This window comes from Streptomyces sp. NPDC033270 (assembly GCF_055576575.1).
Window position 1 is genome coordinate 16,912 of the sequence record NZ_JBVIRA010000029.1, and the last position, 16,753, is coordinate 33,664.

Below are 16,753 nucleotides of genomic sequence, written 5' to 3' on the forward strand. Positions count from 1 at the left end.
GGCTCAGCCGGCCAGCAGCGACACCTCGTCGCTCGCGCCGAAGGTCAGCCGGCAGGTGTCCGCGCGGTATGTCGACACCGCGACGGCGGTCGTCCGTCCTTGGGAGACATAGCGGGTCGTCACGACAAGAACCGGGGCGCCGGGCAGCCGGTCCAGCTGCCGGGCGTCCTCCGCGCGGGCCGAGCCGAGCTCCACCGTGCGGTCCTGGCCGTCCAGCTCCAGTTGCTGCAACTCGTGCAGCACGGCGCGGGCGCGGGCCGGGGCGCTGCGCGCGGGCCCCTCGGTGTGGCCGGGAACCGCGGCCGACGGCACGTACAGCAGCTCGGCGGCGACGGGCTGGCCGTTGGTGACCCGGGTGCGGCGCACGATGTGCACCTGTTCTCCGGGAGCGGTCCGCAGCAGTCGGGCCACGGCGGCCGGGACGGTGTCGCTCTGCGTGGCGTCGACCGGCTGCCAGTCGTCGCCCGGGGCGCCGGGCCAGGTGTGGCGGGCGGGGTCGACGGCGACGCCGACCCGCGGCGGTGCGACGGTGGTGCCCACACCGCGGCGGCGCTGCAGCCTGCCCTCCAGCTCCAGCTGTTCGAGCGCCTGCCGCAGCGTGGCCCGGGCGACGCCGAACCGCGCGGCCAGCTCACGCTCGTTGGGCAGAATCTCGCCGACCGCGAACTCCGAGTCCAGCGCCTCGCTGAGCACGGTCTTGAGGTGCCAATACTTCGGCTCCGGCACCGTTTCGAGCTGCGTGGTCCCCACCCTGTCCTCCGCACTGGCCATTGCCCTCGCAGGGCAGCGCCCCCATGGAACCCGGGCCCGCGCACGACGCCCCCGGGGAAGCGGGCCCGCACGCGCTCCCGTTTATGAGCGCTTCTTTATTAAAGGTTGTTGCAGTATCCCGACGATATGACCGCCCCCACCCTTGGTCAAGACCAATCCCGCACGCGTTTCGCGACCCACGGGCCCGGTGTGCGACGCGTCGTAGACGGGAGGGCCGCTTCATCGGGCGCCGAGGGAGCCCCGACCTGGCGCTCCGTCACCTCGTGCGCACCGGATTCCTCGGACCACCGGGCCCGGCCGGGGGCATGCCGGTGCCGTCCGGCCCGCGGTCCGGTCTGCGGGCGGCGGCTCAGCCCGCCGTCAGCGCCCCGAGCTTGTCCGGGTTGCGCACGATGTAGACCGTCTGGACCCGGCCGTCCCGGATGCCGAGCTGGATGACGGAGTCCGGCACGTCACCCCGGCGCACCAACAGCGCGATGCCGCCGTTGAGTTCGGTGAAGGAGGACTCCAGGCCCGCCGGTGCGGAACTGACGACCGCGGCGAGGAAGCGGGCGACCTTGTCCGCGGACTCGATGACCCGCAGCGGCGCCTTGGCCTTCCCTCCACTGTCCCCGACCAACCGGGCGTCCGCCGCCAGCATGCTGAGCAGCCCCTCCAGGTCCTCGCCGGCCGCCGCGGCCATGAACCGCTCGGTCAGATCGCGCTGGCGCACCGGGTCGACCTCGAAGCGCGGCTTGCCCTCCTCCACGTGCCGCCGGGCCCGGCCCGCCAGCTGGCGCACCGCGGCCTCACTGCGGTCCAGGGCCTCGGCGATCTCCGCGTACGGATAGCCGAAGGCCTCGCGCAGCACGAACACCGCGCGCTCCAACGGGGAGAGCGACTCCATGGTGACGAGCACGGCGAGGGTGACGGACTCGGCGAACACCGTGCGTTCCACGCTGTCCGGTGCGGTGCCGCCGAAGTCGGTCGCCAGGGGTTCCGGCAGCCAGGGGCCCACATACGACTCGCGCCGCGACTGGACCTGCCGGAGCCGGTCGATGGCCAGCCGGGTGGTGATCCGTACGAGGAAGGCGCGCGGCTCGCGCACCGCCGCCCGGTCCGTGCCCGACCAGCGCAGCCAGGCGTCCTGGACCACGTCCTCGGCGTCGGCCACCCGGCCGAGCATGCGGTAGGCCACCCCGAACAGGACGGGGCGGTGTTCCTCAAAGACGTCGGTCTCGGTTTCCTTCAGCACCCGTCCATCCCACCGGGCCATCCCCGCGTTGTCCAGCGGAAACGGCGGAGTGCGACGGGCGCCACCATGCCAGTGGGCCGTCCCCCGGATCGTCCGCCCCAGGGGACGGTTGGGGCGCCCCGTGAGGTACAGGGGTGGCTGCGTGGGTCCAGGTGCCGTAAACGTTCCGGTGGTGTCCTGGCGATCGGCCGGTGGTGTTGCGACGATGGGCCGGGCCCGCACGGGCGGTGAACACCATGCTGTTCACCGCCCGTTCCGCTGCGGGGCACACGGCAGCGATACCAACGGGTCATCAGCAACTCGGTGACGGTATGGAGGTTTGAGATGGCGCAGGGATCCGGCGGCGGCTTCGGACGGCGGTCGCTGCTGCAGGGCACCGCGGCGGGTTCCGCGGCGCTGGCACTGCCCGTGCTCTCCTGTGCCGCGCCGTCGCAGGCCCGCGGCGGGCGGCCGAGCGCCGACTGGGGTGTGCAGGTGGGGGATGTGACCACGTCCTCGGGGCTGGTCTGGGTACGGTCGAACCGGCCGGCCCGGATGGTGGTGCAGACCGCGGCGACCGAGTCGTTCCGCAACGCCAGGACCTGGCGCGGCCCGGTGATCGGAGCGGGCACGGACTTCACCGGCGTCACCGCGCTGCACGGCCTGCCACCGGGCGAGCAGGTCCACTACCGGGTGCTGCTCGCCGACCCGGACGACCCCCGGCGCACCGGCGAACCGGTCTCCGGCACCTTCCGCACGGCGCCCGCGCACCGCCGCGAGGACGTCCGCTTCCACTGGTCGGGGGACCTCGCCGGCCAGGGCTGGGGCATCAATCCGGACCGTGGCGGCTACCGCATCTACGAGGAGATGCGGCGCCGGAATCCGGACTTCTTCCTGTGCAGCGGCGACAACATCTACGCGGACAACCCGATCACCGAGAAGGTGACCCTGCCGGACGGCCGGATCTGGCGGAATGTGACCACCGAGGAGAAGGCGAAGGTCGCCGAGACCCTCGCCGAGTTCCGGGGCGCGTTCCGCTACAACCTGCTGGACGACAATCTGCGCCGGTTCAACGCGCAGGTGCCGACGATCACCCAGTGGGACGACCACGAGGTGCACAACAACTGGTACCCGGGGCAGCTGCTCGACGACGCCCGCTACACGGAGAAGGACGCGGATGTGCTCTCCGCGCGGTCGCTGCGCGCCTTCGGCGAGTACTTCCCCATCCGTACGCTGCGGCCCGACCGGGATGGCCGGGTCTACCGCGTGGTGCACCACGGGCCGCTGCTCGATGTGTTCGTGCTCGACATGCGCCGCTACCGCAACGCCAACTCGCCGGGCCGGCAGACCGACGACCCGCAGGGCATCCTGGGGGCCGAGCAGCTGCGCTGGCTCAAGCGGGAGCTGTCCCGCTCGCAGGCGGTGTGGAAGGTGATCGCCTCCGACATGCCGCTGGGCCTGGTCGTCCCAGACGGCAAGACCGACTTCGAGGCGGTGGCGCAGGGCGATCCCGGCGCTCCCCTGGGGCGCGAGCTGCAGTTGGCCGAGCTGCTGCGGCACATCAAGCACGACCGGATCACCGGGACCGTATGGCTGACGACGGACGTGCACTACACGTCGGCGCAGCACTACGCGCCGGAGCGGGCGGCGTTCAAGGACTTCGAGCCGTTCTGGGAGTTCGTGTCGGGACCGCTGAACGCGGGCGGGTTCCAGGCGCTGAAACTCGATGGAACTTTCGGGCCCACGCAGCCGTTCATCAAGGCGCCGGACCGTGCCAACACCTCCCCTGCGGAGACTCCGCAGAACTTCGGCGAGATCGACATCGACGGGGGGAGCGGGGAGCTGACGGTGCGGCTGCGTCAGGAGGGCAGCGAAGTGTTGTTCACCAAGGTGCTCCAACCGGGACGGGTAGGACAGTAGAGGCCAATGCGCCGATTGCGTCTTTTACTCGTCGGACACAAGGTGTTGGCGATCAGGCAACACCGGTCGGCAAGGCTTGTGTGCATGACTGGAACATCCTCTGCCAATTCCTCCCGCCGCCATCACTGGCGCCGGGACGTCGTCGAGCTGGCGGCCCTGTTCACGGCCGTCGCGGTGGCCGACGCCGTCGCCAACACCGTCGCCCACGGCCCGTCGGGCCCGGTGCTGCTGTGCGCCGCGGCGGTGGCCCTGGTCGCCACGGCCGGCTTCCACATCTGGTGGACACGACGCCACGAAAGCGCCTCGCCACCGACCGATACCGGCGCCACGGCGCCGTCCCCCGCCGATCCGGCCTCCCGGGCCGCCGGTGAGGAGACGACGCTGTGGCGGATGCGGACCACGGTCCGTGACGAGCCGGGCAGCCTGGCCGCGCTGTGCACGGCTCTGGCCGCGCGGCGGGTGGACATCCTCAGCCTGCAGACCCACCCGCTGTCGGCGGGCACGGTCGACGAGTTCCTGCTGCGCGCGCCCGCCTCACTGGCTCCCGGCGAGCTGACCCGTACGGTGGCCGGCGCGGGCGGCGCCCACAGCTGGCTGGAGCGGGCCGATGCGCACGACCTCGTCGACGCGCCGACCCGGATGCTGGGCCTGGCGACCCGTACGGCCCTGGACTCCGCCGAACTTCCCCTGGCGCTCCGGCAGTTGCTGGGGCGCTGCACGATCCATTCGGTCCCCGCGCGCTCGCTGACCGGTCAGCCCCTCGCCGAGCAGGTGCCCGCGGAAGGCGTTCTGGAGGAGCACGTGATGAAGTTCCGCGACCCCTCCGGGGGTTCGCTCACCATCGAAAGGCCGCAGTTGCCGTTCACCCCCACCGAGTTCGCGCGGGTCCGCGCGCTGGTCGAGCTGGACACCAGGCTCGGCCAGCGGGTGCCGCGGCGGCGCGATGTGCTGACCCTGCCGGAGGGCAACGAGATAACGGTCCGCCGTGCCGACACCTCCGATCTGGTCGCGGCGCGCGAGATGCACGACCGCTGCTCGACGCGGACGCTCGCGCTGCGCTACCACGGTCCGGTCGGCGACGCGGACCGCTACCTCGGGCATCTGCTGAGCCCGCGGTTCGGCCGCACCCTGGCCGTCGAGACCGCGTCCGGCCGGCTGGTGGCGCTCGGCCATCTGCTGTGGGACGGCGACGAGACCGAGGTCGCGCTGCTGGTCGAGGACGACTGGCAGCAGCGCGGGGTGGGCGGCGAGCTGCTGCGGCGGCTGGTGGCGATGGCGGCCGAGACCGGCTGCGAGAGCGTCTACGCGATCACCCAGGCGTCCAACACGGGGATGGTGGCGGCGATGCGCGGCCTCGGGCTGCCGCTGGACTACCAGATCGAGGAGGGCACGCTGGTGATCACCGCCCGTCCGGCGGGAGTCCCGGCCCGGCGGGAGTCCCACGAGAGTGTCCGCGTCCAGGACGGCAGCGGCCGCCGCTGAGCCGGGCGGGGCCGTGATCCAGCGGCCGGCCGGGCGTGGCGGCGCCCGGCCGGCCGCGCCGTACGGCGACGGCGCCGTAGGCCGTTTGGCAATGGCGCCGTAAAGCGACAGGCACGTCCGGCATATTGATGGTGACGGGGCGGGGTGATCCGTACGAGGATGGCCAGCATGTCCAACACCACTACTTCCGAGGGCGGTCCGCTGCCCCGCCAGGTCGCCGACGCCTATGTCGACGCCCTCGTCGACCTGGACCCGATCACCGGCACCTTCCTCGGGATCCCCGAGAGCTCCGGCAAGCTCCCCGACTTCTCGCCGACGGGCCAGGAAGCGGTGGCCCAGCTCGCCCGTACGACGCTGGAGAGGCTCACCGAGGCCGAGGCCCGGCCGGGCGCGGACAGCCCCGACGAGCGGATCTGCGCACGCCTGCTGCGCGAGCGGCTGACCGCCGAGCTGGCGGTGCACGAGGCGGGCGAGGGCCTGCGCACGGTCAGCAACCTCAGCTCGCCGCTGCACCACGTGCGGGAGGTCTTCACGCTCACCCCCACCGAGACCGAGGAGCACTGGGCGGCGATCGCGCAACGGCTGCGCGCCGTGCCCGCCGCGCTGGAGGGCTACCGCGCCGCGCTCGACGCCGGCCGCAAGCGCGACCTGCCCGCAGGCCCGCTCCAAGTCACCACGGTCATCGGCCAGTTGGACGAGTGGATCGGCACCGACCGCAGTTGGTTCGCCGAGTTCACCGACCCGGGACCGGACGCATTGCGGACCGAGCTGACCGAGGCCGCCGCGGTGGCCACCGGCGCCCTGGTGGAGCTGCGCGACTGGTTCCGGGACAGCTACGCCCCGGCCATCGCGGGCGCACCGGACGTGGTGGGCCGCGAGCGCTACGCCCGCCTGGCCCGCTACTACAACGGCGCCGACCTCGACGCGGACGAGGCGTACGCGTACGGCTGGTCCGAATTCCACCGGCTGCTGGCCGAGATGGAGGCCGAGGCGGAGAAGGTGCTGCCCGGCGCGAAGACGCCGTGGGAGGCGCTGGCCTGGTGCGATGAGCACGGCGAGGCGATCGAGGGGGTCGAGGAGACCCGGCAGTGGCTGCAGTCGCTGATGGACGAGGCCATCGAGTCGCTGGACGGCACCCACTTCGAACTGGCCGAGCGGGTGCGCCGGGTGGAGTCGCGGATCGCCCCGCCCGGCAGTGCCGCCGCCCCCTACTACACCCAGCCGTCGCTGGACTTCTCCCGCCCCGGCCGTACGTGGCTGCCGACGATGGGTGAGACCCGCTTCCCGGCCTACGACCTGGTCTCGACCTGGTACCACGAAGGGGTGCCGGGCCATCACCTCCAGCTGGCGCAGTGGGTCCACGTCGCCGAGCGGCTCTCGCGCTACCAGACGACGGTGGGCATCGTCAGCGCCAACGCCGAGGGCTGGGCGCTGTACGCCGAGCGCCTCATGGACGAGCTGGGCTTCCTGACGAACGCCGAGCGGCGTCTGGGCTATCTGGACGCCCAGATGATGCGCGCCGTCCGCGTCATCATCGACATCGGCATGCACCTGGAACTGGAGATCCCGGCGGACTCCCCCTTCCATCCGGGCGAGCGCTGGACGCCGCAGCTGGCGCACGAATTCTTCGCACGCCACTCCAGCCGCCCGGCCGACTTCGTCGAGAGCGAGATCATCCGCTACCAGGGCATGGCCGGTCAGGCCATCGGCTACAAGCTCGGCGAGCGGGTCTGGCTGCAGGGCCGGGAGGCGGCCCGTGCCCGGCACGGCGCGGACTTCGACCTCAAGGCCTGGCACATGGCCGCGCTGTCGCAGGGCTCGCTCGGCCTGGACGATCTACTGAGCGAGCTGTCGGCGCTCTGACCAGGGCTTCTGGGGCCGGTGGCCGGCCGGCGCCGCACGGTGTTGTGGCCGGCCGCCGGACGACACCGGCTTCGTGGAGATCGGCTACGACCTCTCCCCGTCCGCACGTGGCGCCGGATGGGCCACCGGAGCGGCCCGGCTGCTGGTCGGCTGGGCGGCCGCCCGGCCCGAGGTACGGACGGTGTGGGCCCTGACCGAGCCGGAGAACACCCCCTCGCAACGTGTGCTGGAGCGGGCCGGCTTCCGGTTCGTCGGGGAGCGGGAGGGACTGCGCGCCTACGAGATCGACGCCTCCGCCGACGCCCCCCAGACCGCTGTCAACGCCTGAAGCCGTGCTCGGGGCTCAGCAGCCGCAGTCCTCCGCCCCGACCGGTGCCGTCAGCGGGTCGGCCGGGCGGCGTTCCGTGCCCTGCCAGGTCTCGACCTCGTACCCCTCGCGGATCCAGTACTCGATGCCGCCGAGCATCTCCTTGACGCGGTAGCCGAGCCGGGCCAGCGCCAGCGCGGCGCGGGTGGCGCCGTCGCATCCGGGGCCCCAGCAGTACACGACGACCGGGACCGCCGGGTCCAGCAGCTGACCCGCGTCCTCGGCGATCCGGGCGGTGGGCAGATGTAGCGCGCCGGGGACGTGCCCCTGGTCCCAGGCCGCGGTGCTGCGGGAGTCGACCACGGCGAAATCGGCGGCGCCGGCCCCGAGCGCGGCATGGACGTCGGCGACGTCGGTGTGGAAGGCGAGGCGGGCGGCGAAGTACGCGGCGGCGTCGGCGGGCGCGGCCGGCGGGGTGGCGAGTACGGCACTGGCGGGCTGCGGCTTCTGTGTGATCATGACCGATAACCTATGGTGCGCCGCGCTGGCCGAGAAGCGATGATCACCGGCAAAACCCTTGATCTGCCGGTGAATCCACTGCTAGACAACCCGGATGACCGGTTATTCCCCTGACGCCACCGACTGGCGCATCCTCGACGTCCTGCAGCACAACGGCCGCGCGGGCTACGCCGAGCTGGCCCGCGCCGTGAGCATGTCCGCCAGCGCGGTCACCGAACGGGTCCGCCGCCTGGAGGAGGCCGGGGTGATCTCGGGTTACGCGGCGGTGATCGACCCGGAGCGGATCGGGCTGCCGGTCCTGGCCTTCGTCCGGCTGCGGTATCCGAACGGCAATTACAAGCCGTTCCACGATCTGCTGGAGACCACGCCCGAGATCCTGGAGGCGCACCACGTCACGGGCGACGACTGCTTCGTCCTCAAGGTCGCCGCCCGCTCCATGCGGCACCTGGAGGAGGTGTCCGGCCGGATCGGGGCGCTCGGCTCGGTGACGACCAGCGTCGTCTACTCCTCACCGCTCCCCCGCCGCCCGGTCAGCCAGTAGCGGGCGGCCCGCCGCGATCCGGTACGGGCCTGCTCAGCCGGGCATCCGGTGCCGGACCGTGGAGCCCGACCGGGCCTTGACGACCTCCAGCTGGGCCGGGATGCGCGTCTTGAGGTCCGCGACATGGCTGACGATGCCGACACTGCGGTCGCGTTCGCGCAGCGAGTCCAGGACGTCCAGCACCTCGTCGAGGGTCTGCTCGTCCAGGCTGCCGAAGCCCTCGTCGATGAAGAGGGTGTCCAGCCGGGTGCCGCCGGCCTCGTCGGTGACGACGTCGGCGAGACCGAGGGCCAGGGCGAGCGAGGCGAAGAAGGTCTCGCCGCCGGAGAGGCTGGCGGTGTCGCGCTCATGGCCGGTCCAGGCATCGATGACGTGCAGGCCGAGGCCGGAGCGCCGCGCCCCGCCGGCTCGTTCGTCGGAGTGGACGAGGGTGTAACGGCCGGCCGACATCCGGTGCAGCCGCGCGCTGGCGGCGGCCGCTACCTGTTCGAGCCGCGCGGCCAGGACGTACGACTCCAGGCGCATCCGGCGCTCGTTCTCGGCGGAGGTGCCCGAGGCGAGCGCCGCGAGCCGGGCGATGCGGTCGTGGTCGGCGCGCAGCGGGGCCAGCCGGCGGGCGTCGGCCTCGGCGCGGGCGGAGAGCCGGTCGAGTTCGGCGCAGCGTTCCCTGGCCGTTGCCAGGGCCGTCGAGGCGGTGCGCAGCCGCGCCGCGGCGGCCTGGTGCGCGGCGTGGGCGGCGTCCGGGTCGGCGGGGGGCAGCGCGGCGGCGGCGCGGGCCTCGGGGTCCGCCAGCTCGGCCTCCACGGCGGCCGCTTCGCGCTGCCAGTCGTCGAGCCGCTGCTGCAGCGCGCGCCACTCCTCGTCCCGCAGCAGCGCTTCGGCGGCGGCCTGCGGGGTATCGAATCCGGCTTGGAAGGCGGCGTCCGACGCGCCGGCATCGGCCTCCTTGAGCCGCTCGGCGCAGGAGCGCGCCGTGCTGGACGCCTCCGCCGCGGCGGCGAGCAGCGCCACCTGCCGCTCCAGCCGCCCGGCCCGCTCGGTGACGCTCGCGCACTCGCCCCGCGCCCGGGTCAGCTCCGTGTCGAGGGCGGCCCGCTCGCGCTCCAGCGCCTCACGGTGGGAGGTACGGGCGGCCGCTCGGCGCTCGGCCTGCTGCTGCTCGTCCCGGCGCCGCTCGTACTCCCGCTCGGCGCGTCCGAGCGCCTCGCGGGCGGCGTGCAGGTCGGCGCCGCGCGCATGGTCGCGGGCGTGCTCGGCACGCAACTCCTCGATGTGTGCGGCCAGTTCGGCGGTGGGGGTGTCGCCCGCCGCGGCGGTCGCGGCGGCCAGTGTCTCGTTGACGGACCGGCCGTGCGCCTCCGCCCGCTGCCGGGCGTCCTCGGCCCGGCGGTGGGCCGCCAGCGCGGCCTCCTCGGCCGCCCGGTCGACATGGCCGGCGCCGGCCCGGGCCGGTCGCGGGTGCTCGGTCGCGCCGCACACCGCGCACGCCCGGCCCTGGCTCAGCTGCTCCGCGAGCTCGGCGGCGATTCCGCGCAGCCGCCGGTCCTTGAGGTCGAGCCAGTGCTCATGGGCGGCCGCGGACCGCTCCCTGGCGGCGAGCAGCTCCTTGTCCGCGGCGTCTGCTTCGTCGCGGAGCCGGTCGCGTCGACGGGCCGCGGCGAGTCGTTCGGCGGCCGGTTCGATCCGGGCGCCGAGCTGTTCGGCCCGGGTCGCGGCCTCCTGCGCGGTCTCGATGCGCTGCTGGTGGGCGCGCCGGGCGCCGTCCCATGCGGCGAGCCACTCGCCGGCGTCCAGCAGGGTCTGCTCGTCGGCGCGCGCCTCACGGTCGAGGGCGGCCCGCTCCCGGGCGATGTCCTCGGCCCGCCGCTCGGCCCGCCGGGCCGCCGCGAGGGCCCCCAGCTCCTGCCTCGACGCCCTTTCCAGCGCGGTGAGTTGGTCGAAGCCGGCGTCCGCGAGGTCGGGCGGCAGCGGGGCCCGGCGCTCGCGCTCGGCGCGCTGTGCCGCGTCCAGCTCGCGCCAGGCGGCGTCGCGCAGGGCGAGCGCAGGCGCGACCTCGGCGGCCGCGCGGGCCCGTGCCAGCCGGTCGCGGGTGTGCCCGCGCTCGTGGGCGTACGCGTCGAGCCGGGCGGCCCGGCGCCGGGCATCGGCGTACCGCTGCTGGAGCCGGTCGCGCTCGCGGGCCTGGACCAGCCGCCCGGCCGCCGACTGCTCCGCGGCCTCGGCGGCGCCTGCCGCGGCCTGGGCGACGGCCAGCCGCTCCCGTGCGCTCACCCGGGCGACGGCGGCCCTGACCAGCACCGCGTCCGCGAATCCCGGGTCCCCGGGGCCGGGTGCGGCCGGCTCCTGCGCGGCCGCGGCGGTACGGGTCGCGGCGGCCGGCCCGCTCCGCCCGCCGCGCCGGGCGGCACCCGTCTGCCCCGGGACGGCCGCTGTCGGTGCCGGCGCCCGGCCCTGCGCCGGCACCGGCAGTACGGCCAGGTCGGCGAGCGCGCTCAGCTCGGTGAGGTCGGCGCTCTCCCCGGCCGCCTGCGCCATCCGGTGCGCCAGCGCCAGCAGCCGCTCGTCGCCGGCCGCGACCTGGTCGGCGGCGCTCTTGCGGCGGGCGTTGAGCTGGTCCTCCAGCGCGGCGAAGCGCCGGGTGTCGAAGAGCCGCCCCAGCAGCCGGGCCCGGGCCTCGGCGTCGGCCCGCAGGAAGCGCGCGAAGTCCCCCTGCGGCAGCAGCACGACCTGGCAGAACTGCTCCTTGCTCATGCCGAGCAGCTGCCCGATCTCCTCGCCGATCTCCTGGTGCGAGCGGCTCAGCGCCTTCCACTGCCCCTCGGCCCCGGTGCCGGCGGGCACGAACTCCCGCAGCCTGCTCTGCGCCTTCTCCTTCGTCGTGCCGCTGCCCCGCTTCTTGGGGCGGGGCTGCTCGGGCAGCCGGGTGATCTCCAACCGCCGTTCGCCCACGGTCAGTTCGAGGGTGACCTCGGTGAGGGTCGGCGGGTCCGCCAGATCGCTGCGCAGCGCCTGGCCGCTGGGGCGCGCCCCGGGCACCGAGCCGTACAGCGCGAAGCACACCGCGTCCAGGACCGAGGTCTTGCCCGCGCCCGTCGGCCCGTGCAGCAGGAACAGGCCGTCGCGGGTGAGGCGGTCGAAGTCGATGGTCTGGGTGCCGCCGAACGGCCCGAAGGCGGTGACGGTGAGCCGGTGCAGCCTCATCGGGCCACCTCGGCCGCCATGTCGTCGACGCGCACCTCGTCGATCGCCGAGCGCAGTTCGGCCCGCTCGTGCTCGTCGGCGGCGCGGCCGGACCGTACGTGCTCCACGAAGTCCTCGGCGATCTCCTGGTCGCTGCGGCCGCGCAGCCGCTGCGCGTAGGACGCCAGTGAGCGGGCGGGCCCCTCGTCGGGGTCGAAGACGAGGCTGACGAGGTGCCCGAAGCGCTTGGTGAGACGGGCCATCGGCTCGTGCGGGCGGACGGAGTCGGTGAGCGTGGCCTCCACCCAGGAGTCCTCGTGCCGGGCCAGCGCCGGGTCGTCCAGCAGCTGCTCCAACGGTCCGCGGATGCGGGCCAGCGGGCGTGGGACCGGGGCGTCCACCCGCTCCGCGCGCACGGCGCCGTCCGCGTCGAGGTCGACGAGCCAGGACGACTTGCGGTGGTCGGCCTCGGAGAAGGAGTAGGCGAGCGGCGATCCGGAGTAGCGGACCCGTTCGGTGAGGGTCTGGCAGCCGTGCAGATGGCCGAGCGCGGCGTAGTCGACGCCGTCGAAGACCGCTGCGGGCACGGAGGCGACCCCGCCGACGGTGATATCGCGCTCGCTGTCGCTGACCGTGCCGCCGGTGACGAAGGCGTGCGCGAGGACCACGGAGCGGGTGCCGGCGGGGCGGTCCGCCAGATCGGCCCGGACCCGGTCCATGGCCGCGCCGAGCACCGCGGCGTGGTCGGCCCGCGGCGCGCCGAGGGTGTCGCGCACCATGGCGGGTTCGAGGTAGGGCAGTCCGTAGAGCGCCACCGGGCCGTGCGCGTCGGTGAGGACCACGGGCGTGCCGCAGCCCGCCGGGTCGGTCCGCAGATGGATGCCGGCCCGCTCCATCAGTCCGGCGCCGACGCCGAGGCGGCGTGCGGAGTCGTGGTTGCCGGAGATCATGACCGTGGGGACGCCGAGGTCCGCGAGCCGGTGCAGCGCCTCGTCGAAGAGCTCGACGGCGGCGAGCGGCGGCACGGCCCGGTCGTAGACATCGCCCGCGACCAGCACCGCCTCGACCTCCCGGGCCCGCACCGTCTCGACGAGGTGGTCGAGGAAGGCGCGCTGGGCACCGAGCATGTTCACACGGTGGAAGGACCGCCCCAGGTGCCAGTCGGAGGTGTGCAGAAATCTCACAGCGCCGCTCCGACCTGCATGTTGTCCCTCTCCGTTGGCTTCGTGTCAGCACCGAGTCAGCACGAGTCTACGAGCCATCACGAGTCACGTCGGTCGCGGCGAGCACCCCGCCCCTCACGGACCTCATTCTCGCACCCGTGCCTGGAGTCAAGTGACCGTAGATGTCATCAGTGACCGTCGATGTCACAGATGTCAGCCGTGATCCGAATCGCGGCGTTCCCCGGCCGGCGAGTCGGCACCAGGGGTAGCTGCGGCTGCGTCGGCGCATGCGGTTGCCGGGGGCGGCGACGTACGGCGGGTTGCCGACGAGCACGTCAAAGGAACGCCCGCGGGCTCGTCCGCGTCCCTGCGCTCAGACGGCACCTCCCTCCGCCCCGCATGCCGAGAGTGCGGGCCCGGGCGACAGCCTCCACGTCTCCTCGGCCTGCTGGCCACCCGATGCGCCCACCACGCGAAGGACGGCGTCAGGCTCACGACCTTCGAAAACGTCGGCCCGGCGTCGGCGGACCGCCGGCATGAGCCGCTCAGGAATCCTTCGGATCGACACCCGTTTGCGCCTCGTCGTCCCGAGTGCCACTCGGCCGACGCGACCGACCCTTGGGGCCCAGATCCCGCATACCCTTTTCCTCGGTCTCGGCGGCGCGCTGCTCTCCACCCTTGGTATCGCTCTGCACGTCGCTCGCCGGCGGCACCTTCTCCCCACCCCTGCCTTCCTTACCGGCGTCCGCCTCGGGTGCATAGCGCTCCGGGTGGAAGGACCGATGCGCACTCTCGTTCCTCTGCTGCTCGGTCTGGTCGACGTCGGGTGACCATCCGTGCTGCTCGGTTCCCTTGTGCATGCTGTGTCCCTCGCCCATCTTCGGATGGGAGGACTTCCGCTCCTTGGACATGTCGTCGTCTCCTTCCCCTCTGCCTTCAGCCTGCGGACCCGCCGGCAGATCCGCACCCCGGTGGCCGCTGCCGTCCGCCTCTTGTTCCGTCACGCTGGTTGAACCTGTCGGCCGCCCTCTCGTTGAGCACGCCCAGTACCCCGCGCAGCCGCCGCGCGGGCGGCTGATCCACCGCGGCGACCTCGGCTCCTGGCAGGATTTCGCGCTGTGCGGCGTTGCCGGGGAGCAGGCGGCTCACCACTGACATGAGCCGGGTGGTGGCCACGGGTGCCACACCATGGGCCACGGAGCCCAGCTTGGCCGCCGGTGTGAGGACGACCCGGGTTCGTCGCCGTTGCACTGCGGACACAATGCGCTCCGCCGCTCGTTCGGCGTTCATGGACAGGAGCGGGGCACCGGCCAGCGGTTGGAACCACGCGTACTCCCGCCGCCGGTCCCCACCGAAGTGCGCATGCAGATGCGAGCCGGTGCGCATCAGACCAGGGTGGACACCCGTCACCGTGACGCCGTGCGCCGCCTCCTCCGCGTGCAGCCCCTCCGCGAGCGCGGCGACCGCCGCCTTGGCGCAGGAGTACGGCAACAGGTGGGGCACCGCCAGCAAGCCGCCCACCGAGCCGATGAGGGCCAGCCGGCCGCCGGCCCCGCTGCGACGAAGGTGCGGAAGGGCACCGAAAGCGGTGTTGAGGGCACCGTCGAAGATCGACTCCATCGCGTCACGGAAGCCGTACGGGCCCAGGGCTTCTGCGGGGCCGACCTGGATGATGCCGGCGTTGGCGATGACGATGTCCAGGCCGCCATGGCGATCGGCGATCTCGGCGAGGCGATCACGGACCGCGGTGGCATCCCGTACATCGCACACCACGCTGCGCACCGAGCCCACCCCCGGCACGTCCAGCTTTGCGACGGCCCTGCCGAGTTCGGGCGCATCCCTGGCCAGCAGCACCACGTCACAGCCTCGCCGCATGAGCTGGCGGGCAAGGAGCAGGCCGAGCCCTCGCGAGCCGCCGGTGACCACGGCGGTCAGGCCTTCGATGGACGGAGCGGCTGGCTTCAGGTGCACGATCAAGCCCCTGTCCTTCTCGTCGCGCTTCACCAACGACGCTACGCGGGGGCGCTCGGCTCGGCGAATGTAAGCGCTCGCGCGCAGTCGGATGCGGGGAGCTGGAACTGCTGGTCGCTCGCTCTCCTGGTTTCTCCGCGAGCGCGGCGACGGGGGCAGGCCGGCGACGGGCTGTGTGCCTCCACAACGGGCCCCGCGAGCCTCCATGGCGACCGCCTCGCCACGTCCGCGCCCCGTCCGCGCCGCTTCGTGCCAGGGTTCGCACCCGGCGGCAGGTGGGCGAGCACCGTTGGCCTCCTCCCGGTTGCGGGTACCTGAGTGCGGAGGTCGTATGGGCGGTAGTCGCATGTCGCAGATCGAACGAGCGGGCCCACTGCTGCCCAGACCGCCGGGGAGGCAGAATGCGTGGCAGGCGGTACGCGCCCGCGGCGGGGGCGCTGGCGGTACTCGCTACGGTCAGTGCCTGCGACACCCTTTCCGCGAGGCGCGACGAGGTCACCGCGGAAGTCATCCGGTTCGAGCGAGCGTTGGCCGCCGGGGAGTTCGGGCGGTTGTGCGCCGCTCTCGCGCCCGCCACCAGGGAGGAACTGGAGCAGTCCGCCAAGAGCCGATGCGATCAGGCGATCGGCCAGGCGGTCGAGGAGCAGGAGCTGCCGGCGGCCGGTGCGGTCCGGGGCGTGGACGTCTACGGCGATCAGGCCCGGGTGCTGCTGGAGCAGGACACCGTGTTCCTGGCGCACTTCCCCACCGGATGGAAGCTGACGGCCGCCGGCTGCCGGCCACGCCCTCAGCGGCCGTACCAGTGCGAGATCAAGGGCGGGTGAGAGCGCCATGCGGACACTGTTCATCGGGATCCTGCTGGTGATCGCCGGCGGCTTGGCGTACTTCATGACGTTGGGGCTGATGCACCGATGAACGCCGTTCCGGAACCCGGTGCGGATGCCGCAGCGAACCGGCACCGCGTACGACGCTTTGTGCGGCACAACAGCCTCGGTCTGTTCTTCATGGCCACCTTCCTGCTCGCCGTCGCGGGACAGGCGGTGGCCGGGCGCGCCGCGTTCAACGACGATCTCGTCGCCGACGGTCTGGCCCCCGTCAGCTTCGCCGCGTATGTGACGTCGTCGGACTTCGCCGTCGATGTCGCCGAGAACTGGCAGTCCGAGTATCTGCAGTTCTTCCTGTACATCTTCTGCACCGTCTGGCTGCTGCAACGCGGATCGCCGGAATCCAAGGCACTCGGCAAGGCCGGTACCGAATCGGACGAGGAGCAGTTGGTCGGGGAGCACGCCAGGAGCGATTCCCCACGCTGGGCCGCGGACAGGGGCTGGCGGGGAGTCGTCTTCTCCCGTTCCCTCGGCCTGGTCATGGGGGCCATCTTCCTGCTGTCCTGGCTCACCCAGTCGGTCACCGGCGTCGCGGCCTACAACGAGCAGCAGTTGCGCGAGCTCCTGGCCCCCACCACATGGGTCGACTACCTGTCCTCCGCGGACTTCTGGAACCGCACCCTGCAGAACTGGCAGTCCGAGCTGCTGGCGATCGCCTCCATGGCCGTGCTCGCCATCTACCTGAGGCAGCGCGGCTCGCCGGAATCCAAACCGGTCGGCGCACCCCACTCCGCCACCGGCGTCGAAGGGGGCTGAGGGCGGATGAGGCCGGCAGCGCCGCACGCGAGGGGTGGAGCGAGGTCCCTGCCACTTGTCAGCTCGGGTGACCGGACGCAAGGCGGTTATCACCGGCGGCGATTCCGGGATCGGTCGGGCTGTGGCACTCGCCTTCGCGCGCGAAGGAGCCGATGTGCTCTTCACGAGCTCGCCGGCTTTGGT

The 16,753-nt window shown here is 73.0% G+C and carries 14 protein-coding genes and 1 pseudogene; 8 read left to right on the forward strand and 7 right to left on the reverse strand.

What is annotated here, in order from left to right:
* Positions 1-3: 3 nt before the first annotated feature.
* Positions 4-750, reverse strand: a complete 747-nt coding sequence (locus tag ACZ5XZ_RS31915; protein ID WP_468984399.1) for a GntR family transcriptional regulator — start codon at positions 748-750, stop codon at positions 4-6.
* A gap of 370 nt (positions 751-1,120) precedes the next feature.
* Positions 1,121-2,005 carry an RNA polymerase sigma-70 factor gene (locus tag ACZ5XZ_RS31920; protein WP_468984401.1) on the reverse strand — a complete coding sequence of 295 codons (885 nt, stop codon included), beginning with the start codon at positions 2,003-2,005 and terminating at the stop codon, positions 1,121-1,123.
* Between the two features lie 324 nt (positions 2,006-2,329).
* On the opposite strand from ACZ5XZ_RS31920, the gene ACZ5XZ_RS31925 reads away from it, so the two are divergent.
* The 4 genes from ACZ5XZ_RS31925 (at position 2,330) to ACZ5XZ_RS31940 (ending at position 7,577) form a co-directional block, all read left to right on the forward strand.
* A complete protein-coding gene (locus ACZ5XZ_RS31925; protein ID WP_468984404.1) occupies positions 2,330-3,904 on the forward strand; it encodes an alkaline phosphatase D family protein in 1,575 nt (524 codons plus the stop codon).
* Positions 3,905-3,988: 84 nt separating this feature from the next.
* Complete coding sequence (locus ACZ5XZ_RS31930; protein WP_468984407.1) at positions 3,989-5,386, forward strand: GNAT family N-acetyltransferase; 1,398 nt, start codon at positions 3,989-3,991, stop codon at positions 5,384-5,386.
* Positions 5,387-5,554: 168 nt separating this feature from the next.
* Positions 5,555-7,249, forward strand: a complete 1,695-nt coding sequence (locus ACZ5XZ_RS31935) for a DUF885 domain-containing protein (protein ID WP_468984410.1) — start codon at positions 5,555-5,557, stop codon at positions 7,247-7,249.
* Positions 7,250-7,322: 73 nt separating this feature from the next.
* On the forward strand, positions 7,323-7,577 hold the full coding sequence (locus ACZ5XZ_RS31940) for a GNAT family N-acetyltransferase (protein ID WP_468984412.1): 255 nt from the start codon (positions 7,323-7,325) through the stop codon (positions 7,575-7,577).
* Positions 7,578-7,592: 15 nt separating this feature from the next.
* Here ACZ5XZ_RS31940 and ACZ5XZ_RS31945 read toward each other — a convergent pair whose 3' ends face one another.
* Entirely contained in the window at positions 7,593-8,075 is a 483-nt protein-coding gene (locus ACZ5XZ_RS31945; protein ID WP_468984415.1) for a rhodanese-like domain-containing protein, read from the reverse strand.
* Between the two features lie 94 nt (positions 8,076-8,169).
* On the opposite strand from ACZ5XZ_RS31945, the gene ACZ5XZ_RS31950 reads away from it, so the two are divergent.
* Positions 8,170-8,616, forward strand: coding sequence for an Lrp/AsnC family transcriptional regulator (locus ACZ5XZ_RS31950; protein ID WP_384435717.1), 447 nt, complete (start codon positions 8,170-8,172; stop codon positions 8,614-8,616).
* Positions 8,617-8,649: 33 nt separating this feature from the next.
* Here ACZ5XZ_RS31950 and ACZ5XZ_RS31955 read toward each other — a convergent pair whose 3' ends face one another.
* From ACZ5XZ_RS31955 to ACZ5XZ_RS31970, 4 genes are all read right to left on the reverse strand, one after another.
* Entirely contained in the window at positions 8,650-11,817 is a 3,168-nt protein-coding gene (locus tag ACZ5XZ_RS31955; RefSeq protein WP_468984418.1) for an AAA family ATPase, read from the reverse strand.
* Positions 11,814-12,980, reverse strand: coding sequence for an exonuclease SbcCD subunit D (locus ACZ5XZ_RS31960; protein WP_468984421.1), 1,167 nt, complete (start codon positions 12,978-12,980; stop codon positions 11,814-11,816). Before ACZ5XZ_RS31960 ends, ACZ5XZ_RS31955 begins: the two co-directional genes overlap by 4 nt.
* 524 nt (positions 12,981-13,504) lie before the next feature.
* Positions 13,505-13,870, reverse strand: coding sequence for a hypothetical protein (locus ACZ5XZ_RS31965; protein WP_468984424.1), 366 nt, complete (start codon positions 13,868-13,870; stop codon positions 13,505-13,507).
* A gap of 25 nt (positions 13,871-13,895) precedes the next feature.
* Positions 13,896-14,930, reverse strand: coding sequence for an SDR family NAD(P)-dependent oxidoreductase (locus ACZ5XZ_RS31970; RefSeq protein ID WP_468984426.1), 1,035 nt, complete (start codon positions 14,928-14,930; stop codon positions 13,896-13,898).
* 401 nt (positions 14,931-15,331) lie between these two features.
* On the opposite strand from ACZ5XZ_RS31970, the gene ACZ5XZ_RS31975 reads away from it, so the two are divergent.
* From ACZ5XZ_RS31975 to ACZ5XZ_RS31985, 3 genes and pseudogenes are all read left to right on the forward strand, one after another.
* Entirely contained in the window at positions 15,332-15,754 is a 423-nt protein-coding gene (locus ACZ5XZ_RS31975; RefSeq protein ID WP_468984428.1) for a hypothetical protein, read from the forward strand.
* An 87-nt stretch (positions 15,755-15,841) separates the two neighbouring features.
* Complete coding sequence (locus ACZ5XZ_RS31980) at positions 15,842-16,570, forward strand: DUF6766 family protein (protein ID WP_468984431.1); 729 nt, start codon at positions 15,842-15,844, stop codon at positions 16,568-16,570.
* A 34-nt stretch (positions 16,571-16,604) separates the two neighbouring features.
* Positions 16,605-16,736: pseudogene (locus ACZ5XZ_RS31985) on the forward strand (SDR family NAD(P)-dependent oxidoreductase); the annotation flags it as partial.
* Positions 16,737-16,753 lie beyond the last annotated feature (17 nt).

Coding starts and splice junctions, on each gene's coding strand:
- ACZ5XZ_RS31925 (WP_468984404.1), top strand. CDS start 2,330: ATGGCGCAGGGATCCGGCGGCGGCTTCGGACGGCGGTCGCTGCTGCAG.
- ACZ5XZ_RS31930 (WP_468984407.1), top strand. CDS start 3,989: ATGACTGGAACATCCTCTGCCAATTCCTCCCGCCGCCATCACTGGCGC.
- ACZ5XZ_RS31935 (WP_468984410.1), top strand. CDS start 5,555: ATGTCCAACACCACTACTTCCGAGGGCGGTCCGCTGCCCCGCCAGGTC.
- ACZ5XZ_RS31945 (WP_468984415.1), bottom strand. CDS start 8,075: ATGATCACACAGAAGCCGCAGCCCGCCAGTGCCGTACTCGCCACCCCG.
- ACZ5XZ_RS31950 (WP_384435717.1), top strand. CDS start 8,170: ATGACCGGTTATTCCCCTGACGCCACCGACTGGCGCATCCTCGACGTC.
- ACZ5XZ_RS31955 (WP_468984418.1), bottom strand. CDS start 11,817: ATGAGGCTGCACCGGCTCACCGTCACCGCCTTCGGGCCGTTCGGCGGC.
- ACZ5XZ_RS31965 (WP_468984424.1), bottom strand. CDS start 13,870: ATGTCCAAGGAGCGGAAGTCCTCCCATCCGAAGATGGGCGAGGGACAC.
- ACZ5XZ_RS31975 (WP_468984428.1), top strand. CDS start 15,332: ATGCGTGGCAGGCGGTACGCGCCCGCGGCGGGGGCGCTGGCGGTACTC.
- ACZ5XZ_RS31980 (WP_468984431.1), top strand. CDS start 15,842: ATGAACGCCGTTCCGGAACCCGGTGCGGATGCCGCAGCGAACCGGCAC.